Source organism: Billgrantia tianxiuensis (assembly GCF_009834345.1).
GTDB classification, from domain to species: Bacteria; Pseudomonadota; Gammaproteobacteria; order Pseudomonadales; family Halomonadaceae; genus Halomonas; species Halomonas tianxiuensis.
Window position 1 is genome coordinate 3,616,049 of sequence record NZ_CP035042.1, and the last position, 20,790, is coordinate 3,636,838.

General features: G+C 65.2%; 22 protein-coding genes, 1 tRNA gene and 1 pseudogene. 3 read left to right on the forward strand and 21 right to left on the reverse strand.

Features of this window, described 5'->3' with window-relative positions:
• Positions 1-44: 44 nt before the first annotated feature.
• From cysN to EKK97_RS16905, 6 genes are all read right to left on the reverse strand, one after another.
• Positions 45-1,484 (reverse strand): sulfate adenylyltransferase subunit CysN, encoded by a 1,440-nt coding sequence (gene cysN / locus EKK97_RS16880; protein WP_159553627.1) that lies wholly within the window; start codon positions 1,482-1,484, stop codon positions 45-47.
• Positions 1,484-2,455 (reverse strand): sulfate adenylyltransferase subunit CysD, encoded by a 972-nt coding sequence (cysD, locus tag EKK97_RS16885; protein WP_422672787.1) that lies wholly within the window; start codon positions 2,453-2,455, stop codon positions 1,484-1,486. Before cysD ends, cysN begins: the two co-directional genes overlap by 1 nt.
• Before the next feature lie 119 nt (positions 2,456-2,574).
• The gene (locus EKK97_RS16890; protein ID WP_201297137.1) at positions 2,575-3,309 is read right to left on the reverse strand and encodes a phosphodiesterase; all 735 of its coding nucleotides are present in this window, start codon (positions 3,307-3,309) and stop codon (positions 2,575-2,577) included.
• Positions 3,309-3,758: a DUF1249 domain-containing protein gene (locus EKK97_RS16895; protein WP_159553631.1), complete on the reverse strand. Its 450-nt coding sequence runs from the start codon at positions 3,756-3,758 to the stop codon at positions 3,309-3,311. Before EKK97_RS16895 ends, EKK97_RS16890 begins: the two co-directional genes overlap by 1 nt.
• A gap of 1 nt (position 3,759) precedes the next feature.
• Positions 3,760-4,404, reverse strand: a complete 645-nt coding sequence (locus tag EKK97_RS16900) for an NUDIX domain-containing protein (RefSeq protein ID WP_159553633.1) — start codon at positions 4,402-4,404, stop codon at positions 3,760-3,762.
• 114 nt (positions 4,405-4,518) lie between these two features.
• Positions 4,519-5,154, reverse strand: a complete 636-nt coding sequence (locus EKK97_RS16905; RefSeq protein ID WP_159553635.1) for a tetratricopeptide repeat protein — start codon at positions 5,152-5,154, stop codon at positions 4,519-4,521.
• A 220-nt stretch (positions 5,155-5,374) separates the two neighbouring features.
• Here EKK97_RS16905 and greB point away from each other — a divergent pair, with 220 nt between their 5' ends.
• Positions 5,375-5,914, forward strand: a complete 540-nt coding sequence (gene greB / locus EKK97_RS16910) for a transcription elongation factor GreB (protein WP_159553637.1) — start codon at positions 5,375-5,377, stop codon at positions 5,912-5,914.
• A 46-nt stretch (positions 5,915-5,960) separates the two neighbouring features.
• On the opposite strand, the gene EKK97_RS16915 is transcribed toward greB, so the two are convergent.
• The 4 genes and pseudogenes from EKK97_RS16915 to EKK97_RS16930 form a co-directional block, all read right to left on the reverse strand.
• A complete protein-coding gene (locus EKK97_RS16915) occupies positions 5,961-6,671 on the reverse strand; it encodes an SIMPL domain-containing protein (RefSeq protein WP_159553639.1) in 711 nt (236 codons plus the stop codon).
• Positions 6,672-6,697: 26 nt separating this feature from the next.
• Positions 6,698-7,699 carry a methyltransferase gene (locus EKK97_RS16920; protein ID WP_159553641.1) on the reverse strand — a complete coding sequence of 334 codons (1,002 nt, stop codon included), beginning with the start codon at positions 7,697-7,699 and terminating at the stop codon, positions 6,698-6,700.
• Positions 7,696-8,501: pseudogene (locus tag EKK97_RS16925) on the reverse strand (methyltransferase domain-containing protein). The gene EKK97_RS16920 and the pseudogene EKK97_RS16925 overlap by 4 nt, the downstream one beginning before the upstream one ends.
• Positions 8,502-8,533: 32 nt before the next feature.
• The gene (locus EKK97_RS16930) at positions 8,534-10,042 is read right to left on the reverse strand and encodes an amidase (RefSeq protein ID WP_159553643.1); all 1,509 of its coding nucleotides are present in this window, start codon (positions 10,040-10,042) and stop codon (positions 8,534-8,536) included.
• A 116-nt stretch (positions 10,043-10,158) separates the two neighbouring features.
• Here EKK97_RS16930 and EKK97_RS16935 point away from each other — a divergent pair.
• Positions 10,159-10,235, forward strand: a tRNA-Arg gene (locus tag EKK97_RS16935).
• A gap of 50 nt (positions 10,236-10,285) precedes the next feature.
• On the opposite strand, the gene EKK97_RS16940 is transcribed toward EKK97_RS16935, so the two are convergent.
• Positions 10,286-11,026, reverse strand: coding sequence for a Crp/Fnr family transcriptional regulator (locus tag EKK97_RS16940; protein WP_159553645.1), 741 nt, complete (start codon positions 11,024-11,026; stop codon positions 10,286-10,288).
• Between the two features lie 246 nt (positions 11,027-11,272).
• Between EKK97_RS16940 and EKK97_RS16945 the strand changes: the two genes are divergently transcribed.
• The gene (locus EKK97_RS16945) at positions 11,273-11,530 is read left to right on the forward strand and encodes a hypothetical protein (protein ID WP_159553647.1); all 258 of its coding nucleotides are present in this window, start codon (positions 11,273-11,275) and stop codon (positions 11,528-11,530) included.
• Between the two features lie 88 nt (positions 11,531-11,618).
• Here EKK97_RS16945 and EKK97_RS16950 read toward each other — a convergent pair whose 3' ends face one another.
• The 10 genes from EKK97_RS16950 to EKK97_RS16995 form a co-directional block, all read right to left on the reverse strand.
• A complete protein-coding gene (locus EKK97_RS16950; protein WP_159553649.1) occupies positions 11,619-12,422 on the reverse strand; it encodes a sulfite exporter TauE/SafE family protein in 804 nt (267 codons plus the stop codon).
• 57 nt (positions 12,423-12,479) lie between these two features.
• Positions 12,480-13,244, reverse strand: a complete 765-nt coding sequence (fnr, locus tag EKK97_RS16955) for a fumarate/nitrate reduction transcriptional regulator Fnr (protein ID WP_159553651.1) — start codon at positions 13,242-13,244, stop codon at positions 12,480-12,482.
• A gap of 237 nt (positions 13,245-13,481) precedes the next feature.
• The gene (locus EKK97_RS16960; protein WP_159553653.1) at positions 13,482-14,642 is read right to left on the reverse strand and encodes a porin; all 1,161 of its coding nucleotides are present in this window, start codon (positions 14,640-14,642) and stop codon (positions 13,482-13,484) included.
• A gap of 409 nt (positions 14,643-15,051) precedes the next feature.
• On the reverse strand, positions 15,052-16,185 hold the full coding sequence (locus tag EKK97_RS16965; RefSeq protein WP_236551265.1) for a ProQ/FINO family protein: 1,134 nt from the start codon (positions 16,183-16,185) through the stop codon (positions 15,052-15,054).
• Positions 16,186-16,303: 118 nt separating this feature from the next.
• Positions 16,304-16,828: a dihydrofolate reductase gene (locus EKK97_RS16970; RefSeq protein WP_159553655.1), complete on the reverse strand. Its 525-nt coding sequence runs from the start codon at positions 16,826-16,828 to the stop codon at positions 16,304-16,306.
• A complete protein-coding gene (locus EKK97_RS16975) occupies positions 16,825-17,679 on the reverse strand; it encodes a thymidylate synthase (RefSeq protein ID WP_159553657.1) in 855 nt (284 codons plus the stop codon). Before EKK97_RS16975 ends, EKK97_RS16970 begins: the two co-directional genes overlap by 4 nt.
• Positions 17,680-17,760: 81 nt before the next feature.
• Positions 17,761-18,555 (reverse strand): prolipoprotein diacylglyceryl transferase, encoded by a 795-nt coding sequence (gene lgt / locus EKK97_RS16980; RefSeq protein WP_159553659.1) that lies wholly within the window; start codon positions 18,553-18,555, stop codon positions 17,761-17,763.
• A 7-nt stretch (positions 18,556-18,562) separates the two neighbouring features.
• Entirely contained in the window at positions 18,563-19,357 is a 795-nt protein-coding gene (locus EKK97_RS16985) for a sulfite exporter TauE/SafE family protein (protein ID WP_159553661.1), read from the reverse strand.
• Positions 19,354-20,373 (reverse strand): response regulator, encoded by a 1,020-nt coding sequence (locus tag EKK97_RS16990; protein WP_159553663.1) that lies wholly within the window; start codon positions 20,371-20,373, stop codon positions 19,354-19,356. Before EKK97_RS16990 ends, EKK97_RS16985 begins: the two co-directional genes overlap by 4 nt.
• Positions 20,289-20,729 carry a hypothetical protein gene (locus EKK97_RS16995; protein ID WP_159553665.1) on the reverse strand — a complete coding sequence of 147 codons (441 nt, stop codon included), beginning with the start codon at positions 20,727-20,729 and terminating at the stop codon, positions 20,289-20,291. The genes EKK97_RS16990 and EKK97_RS16995 overlap by 85 nt, the downstream gene beginning before the upstream one ends.
• Positions 20,730-20,790 lie beyond the last annotated feature (61 nt).

Below are 20,790 nucleotides of genomic sequence, written 5' to 3' on the forward strand. Positions count from 1 at the left end.
AGGATAATGCCGCCAGTTCAACCGTCTATGGTTGGCCTGGCCGATCAGCGCAGCAGGTTGCGCACGTCCTTCGCTTCCCAATGAGGGAAATGCTTGCGAATCAGTGCATTGAGATCGAGTTCGAAGGCGGCCCAGTCGACCTCGCCATGTGCCTGCCCTGTCGCTTCGGCAGCACTGCGCACCATGCCTGCCCCCACGGTCACGTTGCTGAGCCGGTCGATGACGATGAAGCTGCCAGTGCCCGGACTTTGATCGTAGGCGTCGAGCGGCACGTCGGCGGTCAGCTCGAGCCGGCAGCGGGCAATGGCATTCAGCTCCAGGCAGTCGGCCTCATGCCGCTCCAGGGTGTTGACGTCGACCTGGTGGTGAATCGCACTCACGCGACCGGCCACCGAACGTCCGGCCAGGCGGATGTCGTACTGTCGGCCTGGCGCCAGAGGCTGTTCGTGCATCCACACGATGTCGGCATCGAAGGCATTGGTCAGGGTGACCTCGGCATCCTCGGCAACGATCCAGTCGCCGCGGGAGATATCGATTTCGTCCTCGAGCGTCACGGTGACGGCCTGTCCTGGCCACGCCGCCTCCAGGTCGCCATCGAAAGTGACGACCCGCTCGATGCGGCTGGTCTTGCCCGAGGGCAGTGCCTTGATCGCCAGGCCGGGGCGCAGCACACCGGCCTCCAGCGTGCCGGCATAGCCGCGGAAGTCGAGGTTGGGCCGGTTGACGTACTGCACCGGGAAGCGCAGGTCGACCAGGTTACGGTCGCGGCTCACCTCCACGGACTCCAGCAGTTCCAGCAGCGCCGGTCCCGCTGCGCCGTCGATCTGGTACCAGGGCGTGCGGTCGCTGCGGTTGACCACGTTGTCCCCTTCCAGCGCCGACATCGGTACGAAATGCAGATCCTTGACCGAGAGCTGCTCGGCAAAGCGCCGATAGTCGGCGACGATCTCGTTGAAGCGCGCCTCGTCGAAGCCCACCAGGTCCATCTTGTTCACCGCGATGACCAGGTGCTTGATACCCAGCAGATCGGCGATGAAGCTGTGGCGCCGGGTCTGGGTCTGCACGCCGTAGCGGGCATCGATCAGGATGATCGCCAGGTTGGCGGTCGAGGCCCCGGTAGCCATGTTGCGGGTGTACTGCTCGTGGCCCGGGGTGTCGGCGATGATGAACTTGCGCTTGTCGGTGGAGAAGAAGCGGTAGGCCACGTCGATGGTGATGCCCTGCTCACGCTCCGACTGCAAGCCATCGACCAGCAGCGCCAGGTCAACGGCATCGCCGGTGGTGCCGCTCTTCTTGGAGTCGCGGGTCAACGCCGCCAGGTGATCGTCGAAGATCATCTTGGAGTCGTGCAGCAACCGGCCGATCAGGGTCGACTTGCCGTCGTCTACGCTGCCGCAGGTGATGAAGCGCAGCAGGTCCTTGTTCTCATGCTCGTGCAGGTACTGCTCGATGTTGTCGGCGATCAGTGTCGATTGGTGTGCCATCAGAAGTACCCCTCGCGCTTCTTCTTCTCCATCGAGCCGGCCTGGTCGTGGTCGATGGCCCGGCCGCTGCGCTCGCTGGTGCGGGTCAGCAGCATCTCCTGAATGATCTCGGGCAGGGTGTCGGCCCTGGACTCCACCGCGCCGGTCAGCGGGTAGCAGCCCAGCGTGCGGAAACGCACCCACTTCTCCTCGGGCACCTCGCCGGGGGCCAGCGGCATGCGCTCGTCGTCGACCATCACTAGCATGCCGTCGCGCTCCACCACCGGGCGCGGGGCGGCGTAGTAGAGCGGCACGATGGGAATCTGCTCCAGGTAGATGTACTGCCAGATGTCCAGCTCGGTCCAGTTGGAGAGCGGGAAGGCGCGGATCGACTCGCCCTTGTTGACCCGGGCGTTGTAGAGGTTCCACAGCTCGGGACGCTGGTTCTTCGGGTCCCAGCGGTGGAACTTGTCACGGAAGGAGAACACCCGCTCCTTGGCGCGGCTGGCCTCCTCGTCGCGGCGGGCACCGCCGAAGGCGGCATCGAAGCCGTACTTGTCCAGCGCCTGCTTGAGCGCCTGGGTCTTCATCACGTCGGTATAGCCGCTGGAGCCGTGATCGAAGGGGTTGATGCCCGCGGCCCGCCCCTCTTCGTTGATGTGCTCGATCAGCTCCATGCCCACCTCGCCGGCCATGCGGTCGCGGAAGGCGATCATCTCGCGGAACTTCCAGGTGGTGTTGATGTGCATCAGCGGGAACGGCGGCGGCCCGGGAAAGAAGGCCTTGCGCGCCAGATGCAGCATCACCGAGGAGTCCTTGCCGATGGAGTAGAGCATCACCGGGTTGCGGAACTCGGCGGCCACCTCGCGGATGATATGGATCGACTCCGCCTCCAACTGCTGGAGATGGGTCAGCCGGCGCGGCGACAGAGAGGCCGGCGAGTCGGAAGCCGGGGAAGCCGGCTTGTGCTCGGGAGCGTGAAGACTGGTCATCGGCCCGGATACCTCGCATGACGAAGGGCAAGTAGGATCATGCGCACAGGGTAACCTTGAGCCGATAATAACGTAAAAGAATGATTACCTATCTTTTTAGACCAAAAAAGAATCGAAGCTCACAGGTCGACACGCTCGACCCAGGTCAGCCACTCCTCACCACGCAGGTCGAAGATCCGGTAGCCGGGACGCGATGCCTCGTCGATGGCGAAGCCCTCGGAGCCGGGCAGGAACTGATCGGTCGTCGAAGGGCAACCGTAGACCAGCACATCGCCGTGCTCGAGCGCTTGCCGCCCGACAAAGGCCTGGTGGATGTGACCGCAGAGAATCGCCCTGACCTGCGGGAAGGAGGACAGTATCTCCCACAGGGCGTCGCGATCCTTGAGCCCGATCTCGTCGATCCAGGCCGAGCCCACCGCGAGCGGCGGATGGTGCATCGCCAGCAAGGTCGGCCGTTCGTCCTCGGCGAGACGCTCGGCGAGCTGCCCCAGGCGTGTCTCACCCAGCTCGCCATGAGCCTGCCCCCGGACCCAGGTATCCACGGTCAATAGCCGCCAGTTGGCCAGGTCGATGACATCGTGGAAGCCCCTGATCTCCTCCATCAGTCCGGGTTGGTCGTGGTTGCCACCCAGCCAGAACCAGGGGCACTCGAGCGTCGAGAGGACACGATGGGCATGCTGGTAGGAGGCTGCCGTCTCGTCCTGGCTGATGTCGCCGGTAACGAGAACCACATCGGGGCGCGTGGCCCGCACCGCTTCGACCACGGATTCCAACTGGCGCAGTGGGAAACCGGCACGGGAACGGGCTTTGGGATCGGCGTGCAGATGGCAGTCGGTGAGCTGTACCAGACGCATCATCCCGGCAGTTCCGTCAGGTTGGTAGGATGCCCATGCTCGAGACCATGGGCCAGCCACTCACCGAGGAAACGGTTGAGCTGAAGCTTTTCGTCGGGCTGGTGCATGCGCACGTTGGGATAACGATAGCGCCCGCTGAAGTGGCGTTCGCGCTGGAAATCGGTGACCTCGGCCATGCGTACGTCGTGGTAGAGATGCACGCGCATGCGTGGCGGCTCGATGACGGCATCCATCAAACCGCTTTGGCTGACCCGGGCAATGGTGGTGTATGGCGCCTGTTCCAGCACCGTCAACCACAGGGTACCGAACCGGCCACGCTGGCCGGACAGTTCGAACTCGCGCGTCTCGCCCACGCCGAGGCCGCCCATCAGCCGCGTCAGGCGCAGGTAGTTGGCGCTGCATTCCCCCTGCAGGCTCTTCAGATCGGTGACATAGGCGGTTCTTGCCACGCTACCCCCTTGCTCGTAGTGATGCCCGTTCCGCCGCCAGCCAGTAGAAGGCGATCAGACACATGGCATTGTCGAGTCGCCCGGCCAGCAAGAGTTCCCAGGCACGCTTAAACGGTAGCACGTGAACGCGGATATCCTCATGCTCTTCGTCCAGGCCATGCACGCCACCCAGCCCATCGCAGTCCACCAGGGCACAGAATAGCGTCACCCGCTCCGTGCAGGCGCCTGGGCTTGGGTAATAGGTGTGCAGCTCGATCAGCTCGGTGACCTCGCAGCCGGCCTCCTCCATGGCCTCGCGGCGCGCCACCTCGGCCGCGCTCTCGCCGGCCTCCACCAGCCCGGCGACGATTTCGAGCTTCCACGGCGACTGGGGATCGTCCAGCGCACCGGCGCGAATCTGCTCCACCAGCGCCACGCAGTCGCGCTCGACGTCATAGAGCAGCACGCCCACGGCATCGTGGCGCACGTGGACTTCACGCACCATCTCGGCGCTCCAGCCGCCTTCGAACAAGCGATGACGCAAATGGACCTCGTCCAGGCGGAAGAAGCCCTGGTGCAGGCAGCGACGCTCCACAAGGTCGACGTCGGCAGCGCTGAAGCCGGGAAGCTGGGCGGCATCCTGGCCGCGATCGGAATTATCGGTCATGCAGGCCTCCGAGTCTGCGAATGGCGACCATTATGGTGACCGGGGCCGATCATGCCAACCGCTACCTGCCGCTACCATGCGCCTCGTGGACGAGGCGCATGGAAAGGGAAGGCGTCAAAGCCGGGAGAGCAGCGACCTGGCCTGCTGGCGCAGCGCCTCGTCCGAGGCCTGGCGATCCTCGCGAGCAGTACCGTCGACGGCGCGCTGGGCGTGCTCTCGCGCCTCCTCACGGCGCCCCTCGTCTTCGAGGAAGGTCGCGTAGTAGAAGTTGACGTCGATGCCATCGGGGCGGATCTGCAAGGCCCGCTGGAACATGCGCTCGGCCGTACTGCTGTTACCGAAGCCGATGGGCCTGCCCGGCGCGCGATCGTAGAGCGCCCCCAGCGTGACGTAGGCCGAGCCGTTGCCCCCCTGGGGATCGATCTCGATGGCACGTTCCAGCGCATCGCGCGCCGAGCGGGCACTGCCCAGGGCACCCAAGCCGCTGCGCTCGCGGGCATGCGATGCCTCGATGATGCCGTACCAGATCAGCGGCTGCGCAGTGCCGGGATTCGCTTCCACCAGCCGCTCCGCTTCCTCGGCGAGCGATTTCAGCGCCGCGCGGCGCTGACCTTCTGCCCGCTGCGTGGTGATCTGCTCCCAGCGCTGCTTGAGCGCCTCGACTTCGTTTTCCCAGGCCAGGGAGCCGGTAAACGGTGCAAGCAGGAGACCGACTCCCAGGGCGGCACCGATGAGCTGACGTCGTAACATGTCCAGACTCCTTCCTTCTTTCGCTTGTTATTGGCTGACGAATTCTTGGCAGCGGCGTGGCACCGCTTCTGGCAATGTAACGAACGTTTGAATGATTCGCCAGTCCGAACCTCGCCAGCTTCTGGCTCACAGGCAGCCAATGACGTATGTTGCCCTTCTCATCACAAGTAAAGTCGTCACAAGTAAAGTACTCGCTGCAAGAATGTAGGAGCGTAACGCCATGAAGGGCCGCAACATGACGCGCTGGCGCAACCCCGCCAAGGACCCGCGCCAGGAACCCAAGAGCAATCTGATCACCGCCGAGGGTGCCGAGCGCCTGCGCGGCATTCTCGATCATCTCTCGCGGGTCAAGCGCCCCGCCCTCTCGGCCAAGGTGGGCGAAGCCGCAGCACTCGGGGATCGCAGCGAGAACGCCGATTACACCTACAACAAGAAGGAGCTCAACCGGGTCATCGCGCGTATCCGCTACCTGACCAAACGGCTCGACAAGTTGCAGGTGGTGGACCGCCTGCCGGCGGATACCGACAAGGTCTATTTCGGCGCCTTCGTCACCCTCGAGGACGAGGAAGGCGAGGAGATGCGCATCCGCATCGTCGGCCACGACGAGACCGACACCGCCAAGCGCTGGATCAGCGTCGATGCCCCGCTGGCCAAGGCGCTGCTGGGAAAGACACTGGACGATGAGGTCACGGTCAAGGCGCCGGCAGGCGATACCACTTATGTCATTACCGATATCGCCTACCGTACGCCGGGCGGCTAAGCAGCTGAGCCAATTTTTGACGCCGTATGGCCGAGCGCAGGCAGTTTCAGTCCTCCAGTGCGTAGTCCACCGTGGTCACCACCCGCACACGCTTGACGTCAGGCGTGTAGCTGTCGAGATCCTCGATGGAGAAATAACCCTGGGTGGCCTGGCGAATCTGCCCCACCCGGCTGCCTGAGTCCTCGGCGAACTGCTGTGCGGCACGGCGCGCATCGGCGGTGGCCGCGGCGATCATCTCGGGTTTGATGGCATCGAGGCCGGTGAAGAGGTATTCGGTGCGGTATTCGTAGTTGGGCGACAGCAATACGCCCTCGCGCACCAGGCTGGTGACCTCCGGCATTGCCGCCTTGACGCCCGCCACGTCCGGCGAACGCAACAGCAGCGTGGCCTCGCCGCGATAGCGCTCATCCGGGCGTTGGCCGCCATAGAGATTGCTGAACTGGTCGGTGATGCGCGGCGGCGTCACGCTGACGTGCTCGGTATCGAAGCCGCGCTGGACGAGAAAGTCGCGAATCGTCTGCTCATCGCGTGAGAGGATGCGCTCCAGCTCTCCCAGCGTATCGGCGCTGGCACTGTAGTTGAACGGCCAAAGCACCAGATCCGCCGGCATCTCCCGCTCGGCCAGGCCTCGCACGGTCACGCTGCGCGACGACTGCTGCCAGACCTCGGCCGCCTGCCTGATGAAACTGCCGCCTACGATCAACCCTACCGCCAACAGTACCCCCAGAACCGCTGCACTACGCAGATTCCCCGCCATGCTCGCCTCGCTCCGCCACAGGCCTCCTAGCGCCTGATGGCATGATAAACCCGAAAGCGGCGGTCGTCGGCAACAATCTGAAAGCCGCCGAAGGCGCTCTCGAGCAGGTCCGGATAGGGCAGGAAGGCATTGGCCACCAGCAGCAGCACTCCGCCCGGCAGCAGGTGTTCCGGCGCCTTGCGGATCAGCCGCCCGGCGGGGCCGTAGTCGATGCTGCGCTCCTGGTGAAACGGCGGGTTGCTGACGATGGCGGCAAAGCGACTCTCGCCGAGCGCCGAATAGACGTCGCTGGCCAGGGCCCGCCCCTCCAGCCCATTGGCCGCCAGGGTGCGGCGGGTCGCCTCCACGGCGAAGGCGTTGACGTCCACCGCCGTCACGGCATGACCACGGCGGGCCAGCCAGGCGCTGAGAATGCCATCGCCGCAACCCATGTCGAGGACTTCCTGAGCCCTGTCGGGCGCCGGCAGTTCGACCTCGAGCCGCTCGAGCAGCAGACGGGTGCCCTCGTCCAGCTTGCCGTGGCCGAACACGCCGGGATGACTGGCAAGCGTCAGTCCCTCGGCTTCGAAGGTGGTCCAGGCCGCATCCGGATCGATGCCGACATTGCCAAGGCGCGTCTCGAATAGAATACAGCGCCGCGCGCTGTCGAGCTTGCGACAGCCCAGTCCCAGCGCCGCCAGCACCTTGAGTACGCGCTTGATGCCGCCCTGGTTCTCACCCACCAGTTGCAGGCGCGTGCCCGACGGCAGATTGGCGCATAGCCACAGCAGCCACCATTCGCCGAGGGAATGGGCCTTGGGCCAGAACAGCACTGCCCCGGGCGGCTCATTGACGGAGCCGGCATCGAACGGCGAAAAAGCCGGGCGGCCACGTTCCCGCCAGGCCTCGAGCACGCCATGATCGGCGCTGAGCACACTGCCTGCTCCTGCCTCGAGCCAGGCATCCCGCGGCGGCGCCACCCACAGCCAGCCGCGATAGTCGCAGTCCTGGCGCTCGAGCAGTTGGCAGACCGGCGTTTCGGCACTCATCGGGCTTCCCCCTCGGGCGCGCGCCCCTCCCGCACCAGCGTATAGAGCAGGTAGCGGCCCAGGCGCCAGTGCGGCTCTTCCTGACAGTAGCGGTGTTCCAGTGCGACCAGGCGCTGCCAATCGGCCTCACTGGCCGGCGGATGGCGCAGGTAGTCGTGAAAGATGCGAATGCCCGCCACCGAGCGAATCGACAGCCCACATTCACGGCTCCAGGTGGCGATCTGCTCATGGCACAGCGGCGAGATAGGGGTCAGCCGTTGGCGTTTGCCGGTGCCCTCGAGGCGGTCGTCCAGCGCCTTCTGCAGATTGCCCTTCACCACGTTGGAAAAGCGCAGCGCATCGCGGTTGAACGCCATCAGCGAGAGCTGGCCGCCGGGGCGAGGCTCTCCGCCAGGGTGGCAAAGGCCGCGCGGGGATCGCTCAACCACTCCAGCACGGCGTGACAGGCGACCAGCGGCCAGGGCCCGGCAGCACGCTCCGGCAGCGCCTGCAGCGGCGCCTGCACGAAGCTCACCGGCAGGCCATCGAGCGTCTGTCGGGCCTGGTCGAGCATATCCCCGGCCGGCTCCAACAAGGTTACCGCGTGGCCGCGCTGGGCGAACCAGGCGGAGAGCTGCCCCAGCCCACCCCCCACGTCCAGCAGCGGCTGGCCGTCGAGTTCGAGCATCTCGGGCAGCAGCGCATCGAGCATGGCCAGGCGCAGCGCACCACGCGGCCCGCCGTAGAGGCTGCCGGCGAATTTTTCGGCCAGACCATCGAAATGACGGTCACCGGCCGGCGAAAGGGGGGTGGAGTCGATCATGGCATAGGGCACTGGTATGTGTGGCGCGCATTCTACCTGTCTTGCAGAGGCCTGGGCAGGTACCGTTCCCATTGCACCTCGGCCTCGACCTGAGCCGCCAGCGCCAGCAGGCGGCGCTCGTCGCCCATGGCTCCGAGCACCTGCACGCCGAGGGGAAGGCCCTGAGACGTAACGTGTAGCGGCAGCGACATGGCCGGCTGCCCGGTGAGATTGGCCAACTGCGTGAAGGGCGTGCGGGCCAGGGCATCTCGCGCCAAGTGCTTGAGCATGCCTGCCTTGAGCGCCAGCTTGGGCAGGCCGGGAATTACCAGCAACGACATCAGGCGCTCGTGCGCGCGGGGTGGATAAAGCTCGCCCAAGCGTGGTGCGGGCGCCGTGGCGACCGGCAGCAGCAGCACGTCGTAGCGGCGATGGAAAGCCCCCATGGCGCGCGCCATCGCGTTCCAGTCGCGCTTGGCCAACTCATAGTCGCGCACCGGTAGATGTCGGCCGAGCCGGGCAATGGCCCGGGTCGAGGGCTCGACCTCTAGACGCGAGACCGGCACGCCGGTCTCGCGGGCGATCCACGCCAGGTCGGCGGTGAGATGCCCCAGGTAGAGCGACAGATAGGCATTGGCCAGGCGCTCGCCATCGACCGGCGGATCGGCCCATTCAACGTGGTGTCCGAGCCCTTCGAGCCTGGCGGCGGCCTGCTCCACCGCCAGGCGAACGTCAGGATCGAGCACGCTGCCCAGCGGCTTGCTCATTGGCTCGCCCAGCGACACCGCCACACGCAGCGGGCCGGGCGGGCGCTCCAGCGCGGCCAGGAAGCCCTGTTCGCGCCTGATGGGATAGGGAGCGCCCTCGTCCATGCCGTTGGTGGCGTCGAGCAGCGCCGCGCTGTCCCTGACCGAACGGGTCACGGCATGTTCGACCACGGCGCCCTGCCACACCTCGGCATGCAGAGGCCCCAACGGCACCCGGCCGCGCGAGGGCTTGAGACCGAACAGCCCGCAATAGCTGGCGGGGATACGGATCGATCCGCCGCCATCGCCGGCCATCGCCAGCGGCACCATGCCACCGGCAACCGCCGACGCCGCCCCGCCGCTGGAGCCGCCGGGAGAGCGGCGCTCGTCCCAGGGGTTGGCAGGATGGGGAAAGGCGCGGGGCTCGGTGATACCCATCAGCCCCAGCTCGGGCGTGGCCGTCTGGCCGAGAATGGCCAGGCCGGCCTGGCGCAGCCGAGTGATCAGGGTCGAGTCCTGGGGCGGCCTCCATTCGGCCAACGCGGCACTGCCGAAGGCCAACGGTTCTCCCTCGATGGCCATCAGCAGGTCCTTGGCCAACGTCGGCACGCCGGCAAAGGGCGCATCGGGAGCGATGGCGTTCGACTCGGCCCTGGCACGCTCGAAACGGGTGCGTACCACCGCTCCCAACCTCGGATTGTCACGTTCGATGGCATGGCAGGCGGCATCGAATATCTCTTCGCGGCTCACCTCGCGCTTGCGTACGAGTTCGGCCAGACCCAGCGCATCGTACCGGCGATACTCTTCGAGCTCCATGTGCCCCCCTCCCCATCGGACACTCGGATGATGCCGGCTAGCCCCTCCCGGGGCAACGTCGCCCTGGCCAACGGTTTATCTCGACGACACAAGCGCTTATAATGCGCAGCCGTGTTGCCCCCTTAGCTCAGCTGGATAGAGCGTCCCCCTCCTAAGGGGAAGGTCTCAGGTTCGAATCCTGAAGGGGGCGCCACTTTCCCAACCGATACCCGTCGCGCCCTAGCGGCCCCTGTTGCAGCCAGGTCACGCCGCGATGCCCTCATCCAGGTGCAGATACAGCGGGTCGAATTCTCCCGCCTGCTTCAGCTTGTCCCAGTCTGGAATCGTAATCTTCATCTTTTCGGTCTCGACCAGGCCATTGGCACGCAGCGCCTGGAACGTTCGGCTCACGTGAACCGCACTGATACCGACCGCATCCGCCATTTCGCTCTGGGTGATCGGCAGGTCGAAGGTGTTCCCTTCTTCCACGAGACCTACCGCCTTCAAACGAATCAGCAGCTCACAGAGCAGGTGAGCCATGCGGGCATAGGCATCCCGCTGCCCCACGCTGAGCAGCCACTCGCGAAAGATCGAGGCATCCACCAGCGTCTCGCGCCAGAAAGCGGCAGTGAGGCGTGGGTAGCGATCGCACAGGCGACGCATATCCTCATGCTGAATGAACCCGACCGTGCAAGGGGTGATCGAGGCGATGCTGACATCCATGACTTTCAAGTGCAGACTTTGCAGATCGGGAATGTCGCCTGGCACGTGCAGGGCCATGATCTGGCGCCGGCCCTGGTAGCTCAACTTGTAGACGCAGGTGAAGCCCTGCAGGACCATGCAGCACTGGTGCGGGCGGTCGCCGATGGAGACGATGTCATGGTCGGCCTTGACGACCGCTACCTGCATCGGCAAGTCCTGCAGTGCCTGCCGCTCCTCCTCGCAGAGATGGAATATCCTGCCCAGCTTGCGGATCATCAAGTTATGTGGGGTGTCTCCGGTCATGCTTGGCTCCATGCCTGCGTAATGTAAGTTGTCCATGCATGACCGCAGTGTAGGTAACGCAGGCAGGAAGCCGCCAACCGGCTTTGCCTCTGGAGTTGGCTCATGAAGAGAGCTGGCGGTGTTGCGTGAGCGCTCATCCATCGGCTGACGCGCACCTGGCGGCCTATCATAAACGGTAACGTGACCTTCATCGTTTTCGTGGTAGAGTCATTCACGTCAACCATCGAACGTCAGGCAGGAGGCCGAATGTTTCAGCGCACAAGGAAAGTGGCATGTCCCGAATGCAACGGCAGCAATTTCTGGCACGGCAATCCGAAACCAACGGACGTGCTCGTCTGCCGTTATTGCAGTGCCCCCGTCATCACCTACGCCGAATACGTGGAGCAGGCGGCCCAACGTGAGGCCGAGCGACTGCTGGCGGAGTTCGTCGAGACCGACGTCTCGCGCGACCTCGCTCACCTCAAGGCTGTATTGGCCGCCCCCGAGCAGAGGGTGAGCCCATAGCACCGGAGCACGGCAACCTTGAGCCACAACGCAACACGGCCACCTGCGGGTGGCCGTGTTGCTTCTTTGGGTTCCGGCGGGAGGATGATCAGGCGGTGAAGACCGTATACACCATCTGCAACGCCAGCCCCATCATCATGACCGCGAAGATCCGCTTGAGCATCGCTACCGGCAGGCGATGCGCCAGCTTGGCTCCTACGGGCGCCAGCAGCATGCTGAAGGGCGCCATCAACAACAGCGCAGGCAGGTAGACGAAGCCCAGTGCGGCACCCGGCAGTCCGGGCGTGCCCCAGCCATTGAGCACGTAACCCAGGGCGCCGGCCAAAGCTATGGGCAGCCCCACGGCGGCAGAAGTGCCGATGGCCTTGGGCAGCTTGACGTTGCACCAGGTCAGGAACGGCACGGTGAGCGAGCCACCGCCAATGGCGACCAACGCCGAAATGCCGCCGATCCCCAACCCGGCACCACTAAGGCCGACAGGCCCCGGAAGGTTCCGCGTCGGCTTGGGCTTGAGATTGGCCAGCATCTGCAGCGACATCAGGATCATGAAGCAGGCGAAGAAGATGGCCAGGCCCCGGGTCGGCAGCAGGGCGGCAATGAAGGTGGCCAAGAAGGTTCCCAGCAGAATGCCGGGAGTCAGGTAGCGAACGATCTCCCAGCGCACCGCTCCATGGCGGCGGTGAGAGAGAAGGCTTGCCGTGGAAGCGGGAATGATGGCGGCCATGGCCGTTCCCAGCGCCAGGTGAGCCAGATGCTCGTGGGGCACTCCCTGCATGACGAACAGTGCGGTCAGTATCGGCACCATGATGCCGCCACCGCCGATGCCCAACAGGCCGGCCATGATACCGACCAATCCACCCAAGGCCACGTAGGCCAACCAGACAAGCTCCACAGCCGTTCCTCGCACAGGATCAGGGGCGATCAGGCGAGCCAGTCTATCAGAAAAACATTAATCGGACTGAGGAGCCAACCGGCAGCCGCCACTCACCCCTTCCCGCGCCAGCATCGACAACGCTTCGTGGTCGTGAATGACCAACTCCCGTCCGCTGACGCTGAGCATCCCCTGCTCCTGGAAGCGAGCCAGCGTGCGGCTGACGGTTTCCAGCACCAGGCCGAGGTAACTGGCGATATCCGAACGCGACATGGACAGATGGAAGCGATACGGCGAGCAGCCACGGCTGCGAAAACGCTCGGAGAGCCCGATCAGGAAGCTGGCCAGGCGCTGCTCCGCGGTACGCCCCGAAAGCAGGCATAGCATGCGTTGGTCGTTGCGCAGCTCGCGGCTCATGCAGCGGTAGAGTTGCCCACGCAGTCCGGGCACGCGCTCGGCGAGATCCTCCAGCCGAGTGAACGGCAGCTTGCAGACGAAGGTCGCTTCCAGCGCTACCACACTGCTGTGGTAGCGCTGCTCGCCGATGCCATCCAGGCCGACGATCTCGCCCGCCAGGTAGAAGTTCAGCACCTGGCCACGCCGCCCTCCCTGGACCAGGCTCTGCTTCAGCGAACCGGAGCGCACCACGTACAGGCTGGTGAAAGGATCGCCCTGGCGCACCAGGGTCTCGCCTCGCTTGAGCGGTCGCGGCAGTTGGAGGATGGCATCAAAGGATTGCAGCGCATCCCGCTCGAGCCCGAGGGGAAGGCAGCGGGCATGCAGGATACAGCGCTTGCAGCGGGCCGCACCGGCCGTAGGCCGCGGCACGGTCTGAGGCATCATGAGCGCCCTCCTCTCCTCGTTGATGAATCGGCAGGCTTCGATTCTGACTCGCCCCGCCGCGGCTGTCCCGTCCGGACGACACTCGAGGCAACGAAACGAAACCTTTGTTGACTTGTATCAAGAGGCTGGATTAGCACAGCTGATGGCAGGTAAAAGAAAACCGGCCCCGAAGGGCCGGTTCTGTCGTCGCAGAAAGCGACGTGTCTTCTATTAATCGCTTGCCGTAAGGCAAGGCGATTAGAAGTGGTAGCGAGCGCCAACCAGCCAGTACAGGTTGTCGTCGTTGTCTTCAACGTCGAAGCCATCGCGAGTACCGACGGTAACGTCGCCCTGGTCGGCACGGTGCAGCTCGCCGAAGACGTCGAAGTTGTTGGACACCTTGTAGTAGGCGCCTGCAGCCCAGGCAGTGCGGTTCTCTTCGTTGTCCGGACGCACGCGGTAGACGTCGGCATTGAAGGCCCACTGACCCAGTGAGTAGGTGGCACCCAGACCCCAGGTCTTGTAGCCGGAGTACTGCTCGATATCGCCGCCAGCGTCGAGGGCAGCGTCGTTGCTGTCCTGAGTTTCATAGCCCAGACGAGCAGAGAACTGATCGTTAAAGGCGTAGGAAACTGTCGCGCCGTAGATGTTCTCATCGGCACCGCGCAGATCGGAACCGTTGTAGCGATGACGGCTGCTGGGAGTGGTGGCGGCCGGATTGCGGTTTTCACCGCCGCTCAGAGCGTAGTCGTCACGATCCTGGGCAAAACCGACAGCCAGGCGCAGACCTTCCCACTGGTATTTCACGCCACCTTGAAGGTTGATCACGGAAGAGCGATCTTCGCCAATCTCGGCCAGATCATTACCGGAGTAATGCTTGCCCATCAGGAAGGCTTGGAAACCGCTCAGGTCCGGAGTGATGTAACCGATGGAGTCGCCGCGAGCCTGCAGGTCGCCGCCAGCACCGCCCTTGGAGAACTCGAGGCCACGGTCGATGTAGACATCGAACGGTGCCATGACGTGGCTGTTGAAGAAGCTGTCGAAGTTACCGGCCATCACGGTACCGAACGGCTGGCTCTCGAGGCCGATATAGCTGTGACGCACTTCAGTGAAGCCGCCGGAACGGTCACGCTCGTCGCCGTTGAAACGCCACTCGACGCGGCCGAAGGCACGCAGATCGCGGGAGATGTCGTGGCTCATGGAAATGCCGAGGCGCGAATAGATGTTGCGGAACTCGGTACCGCCGGCTTTCGGCTCGCCCGGCTGGACGTCGTCTTCACCGCCGCCGGAGATGCCCAGGGCGATACGGCCGTTGATGATCAGCTGAGTGCCGTCCTGGTCGTAAACGGTAGCGGCCTGAGCGGCAGCTGAGGCGCCCAGGGCACCGGCAATGGCAGTCGCTAACAGTGTCTTTTTCATCGCGATAGTTCCTTTCACTAGCTTACTGTTTCGATCGTTACTACACAGATCGGTGATCGGTGCAGGTAGCTTGCCGGGCATGGGTCCCGCCGTGCTTGGCTCGATTCCTTCTCAGGAGTGGCCTGGGCCGGTCATGACCTCAGCGAAGCCTTGTTATAGTCCAATGCTCGCAGGTAGAACTCTATACCGGGAAAAATGGGAACGCAATAAGAAAAAACACTGTTTTCCTTCGACGCCCGCTCCCCCGACGGAACTTTTCCCTGCTAATGCGGTCCGGGCGCTCCCACCAGGGCCGCATGCCGCAGGCAATGGCAGTAAAGTTTGCCTGGCAGCGATGAGCCCGCACATCATGCCCCGCTGATGGACGAGTGGCAAGGGTAGGGTTTAACGCTTCGTTTCATGCACGCGTCTACGAACGCTCAATGCCCCTTGGCTTGGCCGTTGTGCTTGGCCAGCAAGGCGGAGAGCTTGGCCTCCAGGCGCGCCTCGGGGTCGGCCTGGGTGGCGGTAGTGGAGGGCTTGGCGCCACGGGCCGGGGGCGAGTGCCCTGCTCGGTCTGGCGCGGCTGGGTATCGATCCGCCTCCCGCGCCGGGCTTTGCCGTCACCCTTGCCGTCGCGCTTGGGCGTGGCGCCAGCCACGCGGCCGCGCTCGCGGCGTTCGTCCTGCAGCCGCTCCAGCTTGCGCTTGGCGTGCTCGGCGGCCTGGGTATCGACGCTGCCGGCGGGCTGGCCGTCGAGGTCGATGCGCTCAGCTCCCTCGCGCACGGCCTTGAGGTAGCGCGGCAGGTTGACGTAGCCCGCCAGGGCGCGACGCACCAACTTTTCGGGCCAGGGCTCGCGGGCCGCGAGATCGTGATGGATGCCCACCTTGAGCGGTCGGGTATGGCCTTTGAAGAAGGTCTTGGGATAGCGCTGGTACCACTGTTTCAACAGCGCATCGGCTGAAGGCGCCTGCTCGATGGCAAGCCGCCCCTGGCGCTCGTCGTGCCCTGCCGGGCTCACTTGCGCTTGTTGTTCTGGCTTGTCTTGCGGCGCATGGCGCATCTGGGGCTGGCCAGCGGGCTCTGCCGCCTGCCGCGATGAGGCGGCGAATGGGCTGCGCATCGCCCCCACCCCGCCCTGCGACTGCGACGTACCGACCGGCGGCTCTACCTGCCCACGCTCCTCGCTGCCCGGCGCCGGGGGCTCGCCCGCGCTATCCTCTTGTGGCGCATCCTCGCGCGGGCGCTGCCCCATCAGCGCGGCGAGCCCTTGAGCACGCCGCGCCGCGCCGGGAAAGACGGGCGCCGGCTCGCCCTTGCGCAGCCGTTCGCGCAGGCGGGTATTGTCTTCCTCGAGCTCGCGGTTCTGCTCGTCGAGCTCGCGGTTTTCCTCCATCAACTCGAGACGGGAGGCTTCCAGTTCCTGCCGCGCCGCCTCGGCATCGGCAAGCCGGGTCTCCAGCTCCTGCAGCTTCGCGCGACACAGGCGCAGCTCGTCGAGCGCATCGGTGGCACGTGCCTCGAGGGCGCTGAATAAATGTAGTGAACGCTCTTCGATCAAACCGGCATCCTCCCGGAAAAACGCTGCACACATGTCCGCGCGAGCGAATCGCCGCGTTGCCCCCCACATGCTTCCGCCTAGTGTGTGCCACAAGCGAGGCGCTGACAAACCCTCCGGCTCATTCGGCCCGGCGCCGGTACTCGACGAAGCTGTAGTCCGGCTGCCCGGGCTTGGGCGAGCCCGGTACCCGCTGTACCTCTTCCCATTCGCGCTGGTCCAGCTCGGGAAAGCGGGCGTCGCCTTCCACCTCGACCTCCACCTCGGTCAGGTAGATGCGGCTGGCATGGGGCAGCGCCTGGGCGTAGATCTCGCCCCCTCCCATTACCACGATCTCCTCGGCCGCGTCGATGGTAGCCTGCTGGTCGGCCAGGAACAGCGCCGATTCGAGATCATGACAAACCCGCACACCATCGTGCTGGAAGCTTTCGTCCCGGGTCACCACGATATTGAGCCGCCCCGGCAGCGGCCGGCCGATGGAGGCAAAGGTCTTGCGCCCCATGATCAGCGGTTTGGCCTGGGTCATGCGCTTGAAGAACTTGAGGTCCTCGGGCAAGTGCCAGGGCAGCTTGTTGTCGATACCGATCACGCCGTTGCGCGCCACGGCGGCGATCATCGCTACCGGCACCAGGGTCTCGTCCGTCATACCGCTACCTCGGCCTTGATATGGGGATGGGGGTCGTAGCCTTCGATGGCGATGTGCTCGAAGCGGAAGTCGAACAGCGATTCGACACCGGGATCGAGCACCAGCCGGGGCGCCGGGCGCGGTGTGCGCGACAGCTGCAGCTCGGCCTGCTCGAGATGGTTGAGGTAGAGATGCGCGTCGCCCAGGGTGTGGACGAAGTCGCCGGGCTCGAGCCCCGAAACCTGGGCGACCATCTGCGTCAGCAGTGCGTAGCTGGCGATGTTGAACGGTACGCCGAGGAAAATGTCGGCGCTGCGCTGGTAAAGCTGGCAGGAGAGCCGCCCCTCGGCGACGTAGAACTGGAACAGGCAGTGGCACGGCGGCAGCGCCATCTCGTCGACCAGCGCCGGGTTCCAGGCGGAGACGATCAGCCGCCGCGAACGCGGGTTGGTGCGGATCTGCTCCAGCAGCTTGGCAATCTGGTCGACATGACCGCCGCGGGGGTCGGGCCAGCTGCGCCACTGGTAGCCGTAGACGGGACCGAGATCGCCCTGCTCGTCGGCCCATTCGTCCCAGATGCTGACCCCATGCTCCTTGAGATAGGCAATGTTGGTGTCGCCGCGCAGGAACCACAGCAGCTCGTGGATGATCGAGCGCAGGTGCAGCTTCTTGGTGGTCACCAGCGGGAAGCCGCGGGAGAGGTCGAAGCGCATCTGATGGCCGAAGATCGAGCGCGTGCCGACCCCGGTGCGGTCGGTGCGCTCCACGCCCCGGTCGAGCACCTGGCGCATCAGGTCCAGATAAGGCTGCTCGAGCGCGGGCGGTTCGTGAGGAGACCTGGCGAGCGCGGTCTGGGCGTTGTCGTCAGACATCGTTGGCGAACTCTGGGTGAAATGATCAGTCGGGTTGAGAGTTTACCTTTCTCTTACGCTCCCGTCCCATCCCGGCTCGTATCACTTCGTGACAGTCGCCGCATCCACCGGCTGGCGCCGCGACCAGACGATCAGCACGCAACCGAAGAGGATCATCGGCAGCGTCAGCAGCATGCCCATGGTGAACCAGTCGAAGGCCAGGTACCCAATATGGGCATCCGGCAGGCGGAAGAACTCCACCGTGAAGCGGAAGGCACCGTAGAGCAGCAGGAACAGGCCGGACACCAGGCCGCGCCGGCGCGGCCTGGCCGAGACCCACCACAGCACGACGAACAGGACCAGGCCCTCGAGAAAGGCCTCGTAGAGCGAGGTGGGATGGCGAGGCTCCGGCCCCATGCCGGGAAACGGCATGCCCCAAGGCAGTTCGGTGACCCGTCCAGGCAGCTCACGATTGATGAAATTGCCGATGCGCCCCGCCCCCAGGCCGATCGGCACCATGGGCGCGAAGAAGTCGGTCAGGGTGAAGAAGGCCATGCCCTTCTTGCGCGCGAACCACAGCGCCGCCAGCAGCACGCCGATCAACCCGCCGTGGAAGCTCATGCCGCCATCCCAGACGCGAAATACCCACAGCGGATCGGCGGCCCACTGGCCCATGCCATAGAACAGCGCGTAGCCCAGGCGGCCTCCCACCACCACGCCGATGGCGACATAGAACAGCAGGTCGCCGACGTCGTCCCGGGTGAGGCCGAAACGCTCGGCCCGCAACCGGCCCAGCCACCAGGCGCCGATGAATCCGACGACATACATCAGGCCGTACCAGTGGACCTGGAAGGGGCCGAGCGAAATGGCCACTGGGTCGATATCGGGATAGTTCATGTCAACCTCAAAACAGGAAGCGGAGTCCGACGATAAGCAACAGCGCGGCGAAGGAGAGCCGCAGCACGCGAGCGGAAAGCACGTGGGCCAGGCGTACGCCCAGCCTGGCGAACGGCACGCTGGCCAGCACGATGCCGAGGAAGGCCGGCCACATCACGAAACCGGTGGCGCCTGTCGGCAGCGCCGGGTGCCCCCAGCCCACCACGATGAAGGTCAGGGTACCGCACAGGGCGATGGGCAGGCCGCAGGCAGCGGAAGTCCCCACCGCCTGGGTCATGCTGGCACCGCAGCGGGAGAGCCAGGGCACGCTGAGGGTTCCCCCGCCGATGCCGAACAGCGCCGACACCGAGCCGATGACGCCCCCGGCCACTCCCATGCCCAACCGACCTGGCGCCGCACGACCTACCTTGGGACCGAGCCCCAGGGCCATCCTGAGCGCCACCAGAACCACGAAAATACCAAACAGGGTGCCCAGCAACCCGCCCGACAGCGCCCCGGCCACGAACACGCCGATCACCGCCCCCAGCACCAACCCGGGGAACAGCAGCAGAAACCACTCACGTCGAACGCTACCACGCTGGTAGTGCGCCCAGGCCGACGAGGCTCCGGTCACGACGATGGTGGCCAGCGAGGTACCTACCGCCAGGTGCATGGCGATAGCGGCGTCCACGCCCTGCACACCAAAGGCAAACACCAGGGCCGGTACGATGATCAATCCGCCACCGATGCCAAACAGCCCAGCCATGATACCGGCGGCCGCCCCCAGCCCCAGGAAGCCGAGAAGCGTGAACAGGAAGGTCATTGGGCCGGCGCTTCCTCAAAGGCATCGGGGCGCCAGCGCTGCAACAGCTCGACCAGCTCCCGTGGTGCATAGGGCTTGGCCAGGTAGTCGTCCATGCCAACGTCGTGAAAGCGTCGACGGTCCTTTTCCGTGGCATTGGCCGTCAGGGCCACCAGGATGCTGCGACTGATCTCGGGCCGCTGCGCTTCCTGCTCGCGCCAGTGCCGGGCGGCTTCCACGCCGTCCATGCCAGGCATGAAAATGTCCATCAGCACCATGTCGTAGGCATGACGCTGCTGCAGCTCCAGCGCCTCCGCGCCGCTGGCGACGCTGTCGACGCGCAACCCCTGGGTTTCCAGCACCTGGCTGGCCAGCATGCGATTGACCGGACCATCGTCCACCACCAGCACACGTAGCGGCCCGGCCTGGCGGGAAGGCAGGCGCATCTTGCGCAGCGCCTCTCCTTTCTGCTCCCCCGCCAGGCTGCTCATCAGCAGCATGAGATCGGCGATTCGCTCTCTCAGGTGAGCATGGCGCTGGGGAGCGATGCGGTCGTCGCCCCCCCGCATTTCTTCGGTCAGCTCGGAGAGCAGCGGCTCCAGCTCGCGCTGCAATAGGGTCAGGTAGCGCGATTTGAGCCGTGAATCCTCCCGGGCACGCTCACGAGCGGCCAGAAGATCGCCAAGCTCCTGCGCGCTGGCACGCTCGAAGATCAGCAGTTGATAGGGAGCGGCATCCAGCCATTCCACCTGGAGATGTCGCCAACGGCCCTCGCCATCCAGCACCTGCACCTCGGCCGGGCGGTTTCCCGCCGCTTCGGTGGCGATCAGCCGGGCTGCGGGGTCCTGCCCCTCCAGCTGTTCCTGGCTTTCGCCGAGGAGCTGCTCCATGGCCAGGTTGGCGCCCACGATTCGCCCGCGATAGAGCAGCAGGACCGGGCGCAGGCTGGCCATCAGCAGACCATCGAGGCTGGGCACCAGTTCCAGTCGCCCTTGCAGCTCGACCATGCCATCGTGCAGCCGCTCCAGCCGCTCCATGACCGCCCCATCATGCTCCAATGCCTGAGCGCCCCCCCGAGCCAGCGCGGCAGCAGTTGCTCGCTCTCCTGCAGCAGGCGCTCGACACGACCCAACCGCGACTCGATCTGGTTCTCGCACTCGTGCATACGGTGGCGCAGCTGCAGCAGGAAGGCCGACACCGTCAGCGCGGTGCCTACCAGCAGGGCCAACAGCAGCCAGGCGGATTCAGCCCAGGAGGTCGGGTCGGGCGTGGCCACCCACAGCACGCCCCCCACCAGCAAACAGAGCAGTACCAAGGCCGCCTGGACCAGCAACAGCGGCCACAGCAGCGGCCAGATCAGGTGCGACCAGAAGCGGTCCTTGCGTGTTCCCACGGGTATTCGCATCCCTGTGCCAAGCGTTGGTGCAGTGAGTTTACGTCGCCGGGTCTCGGCT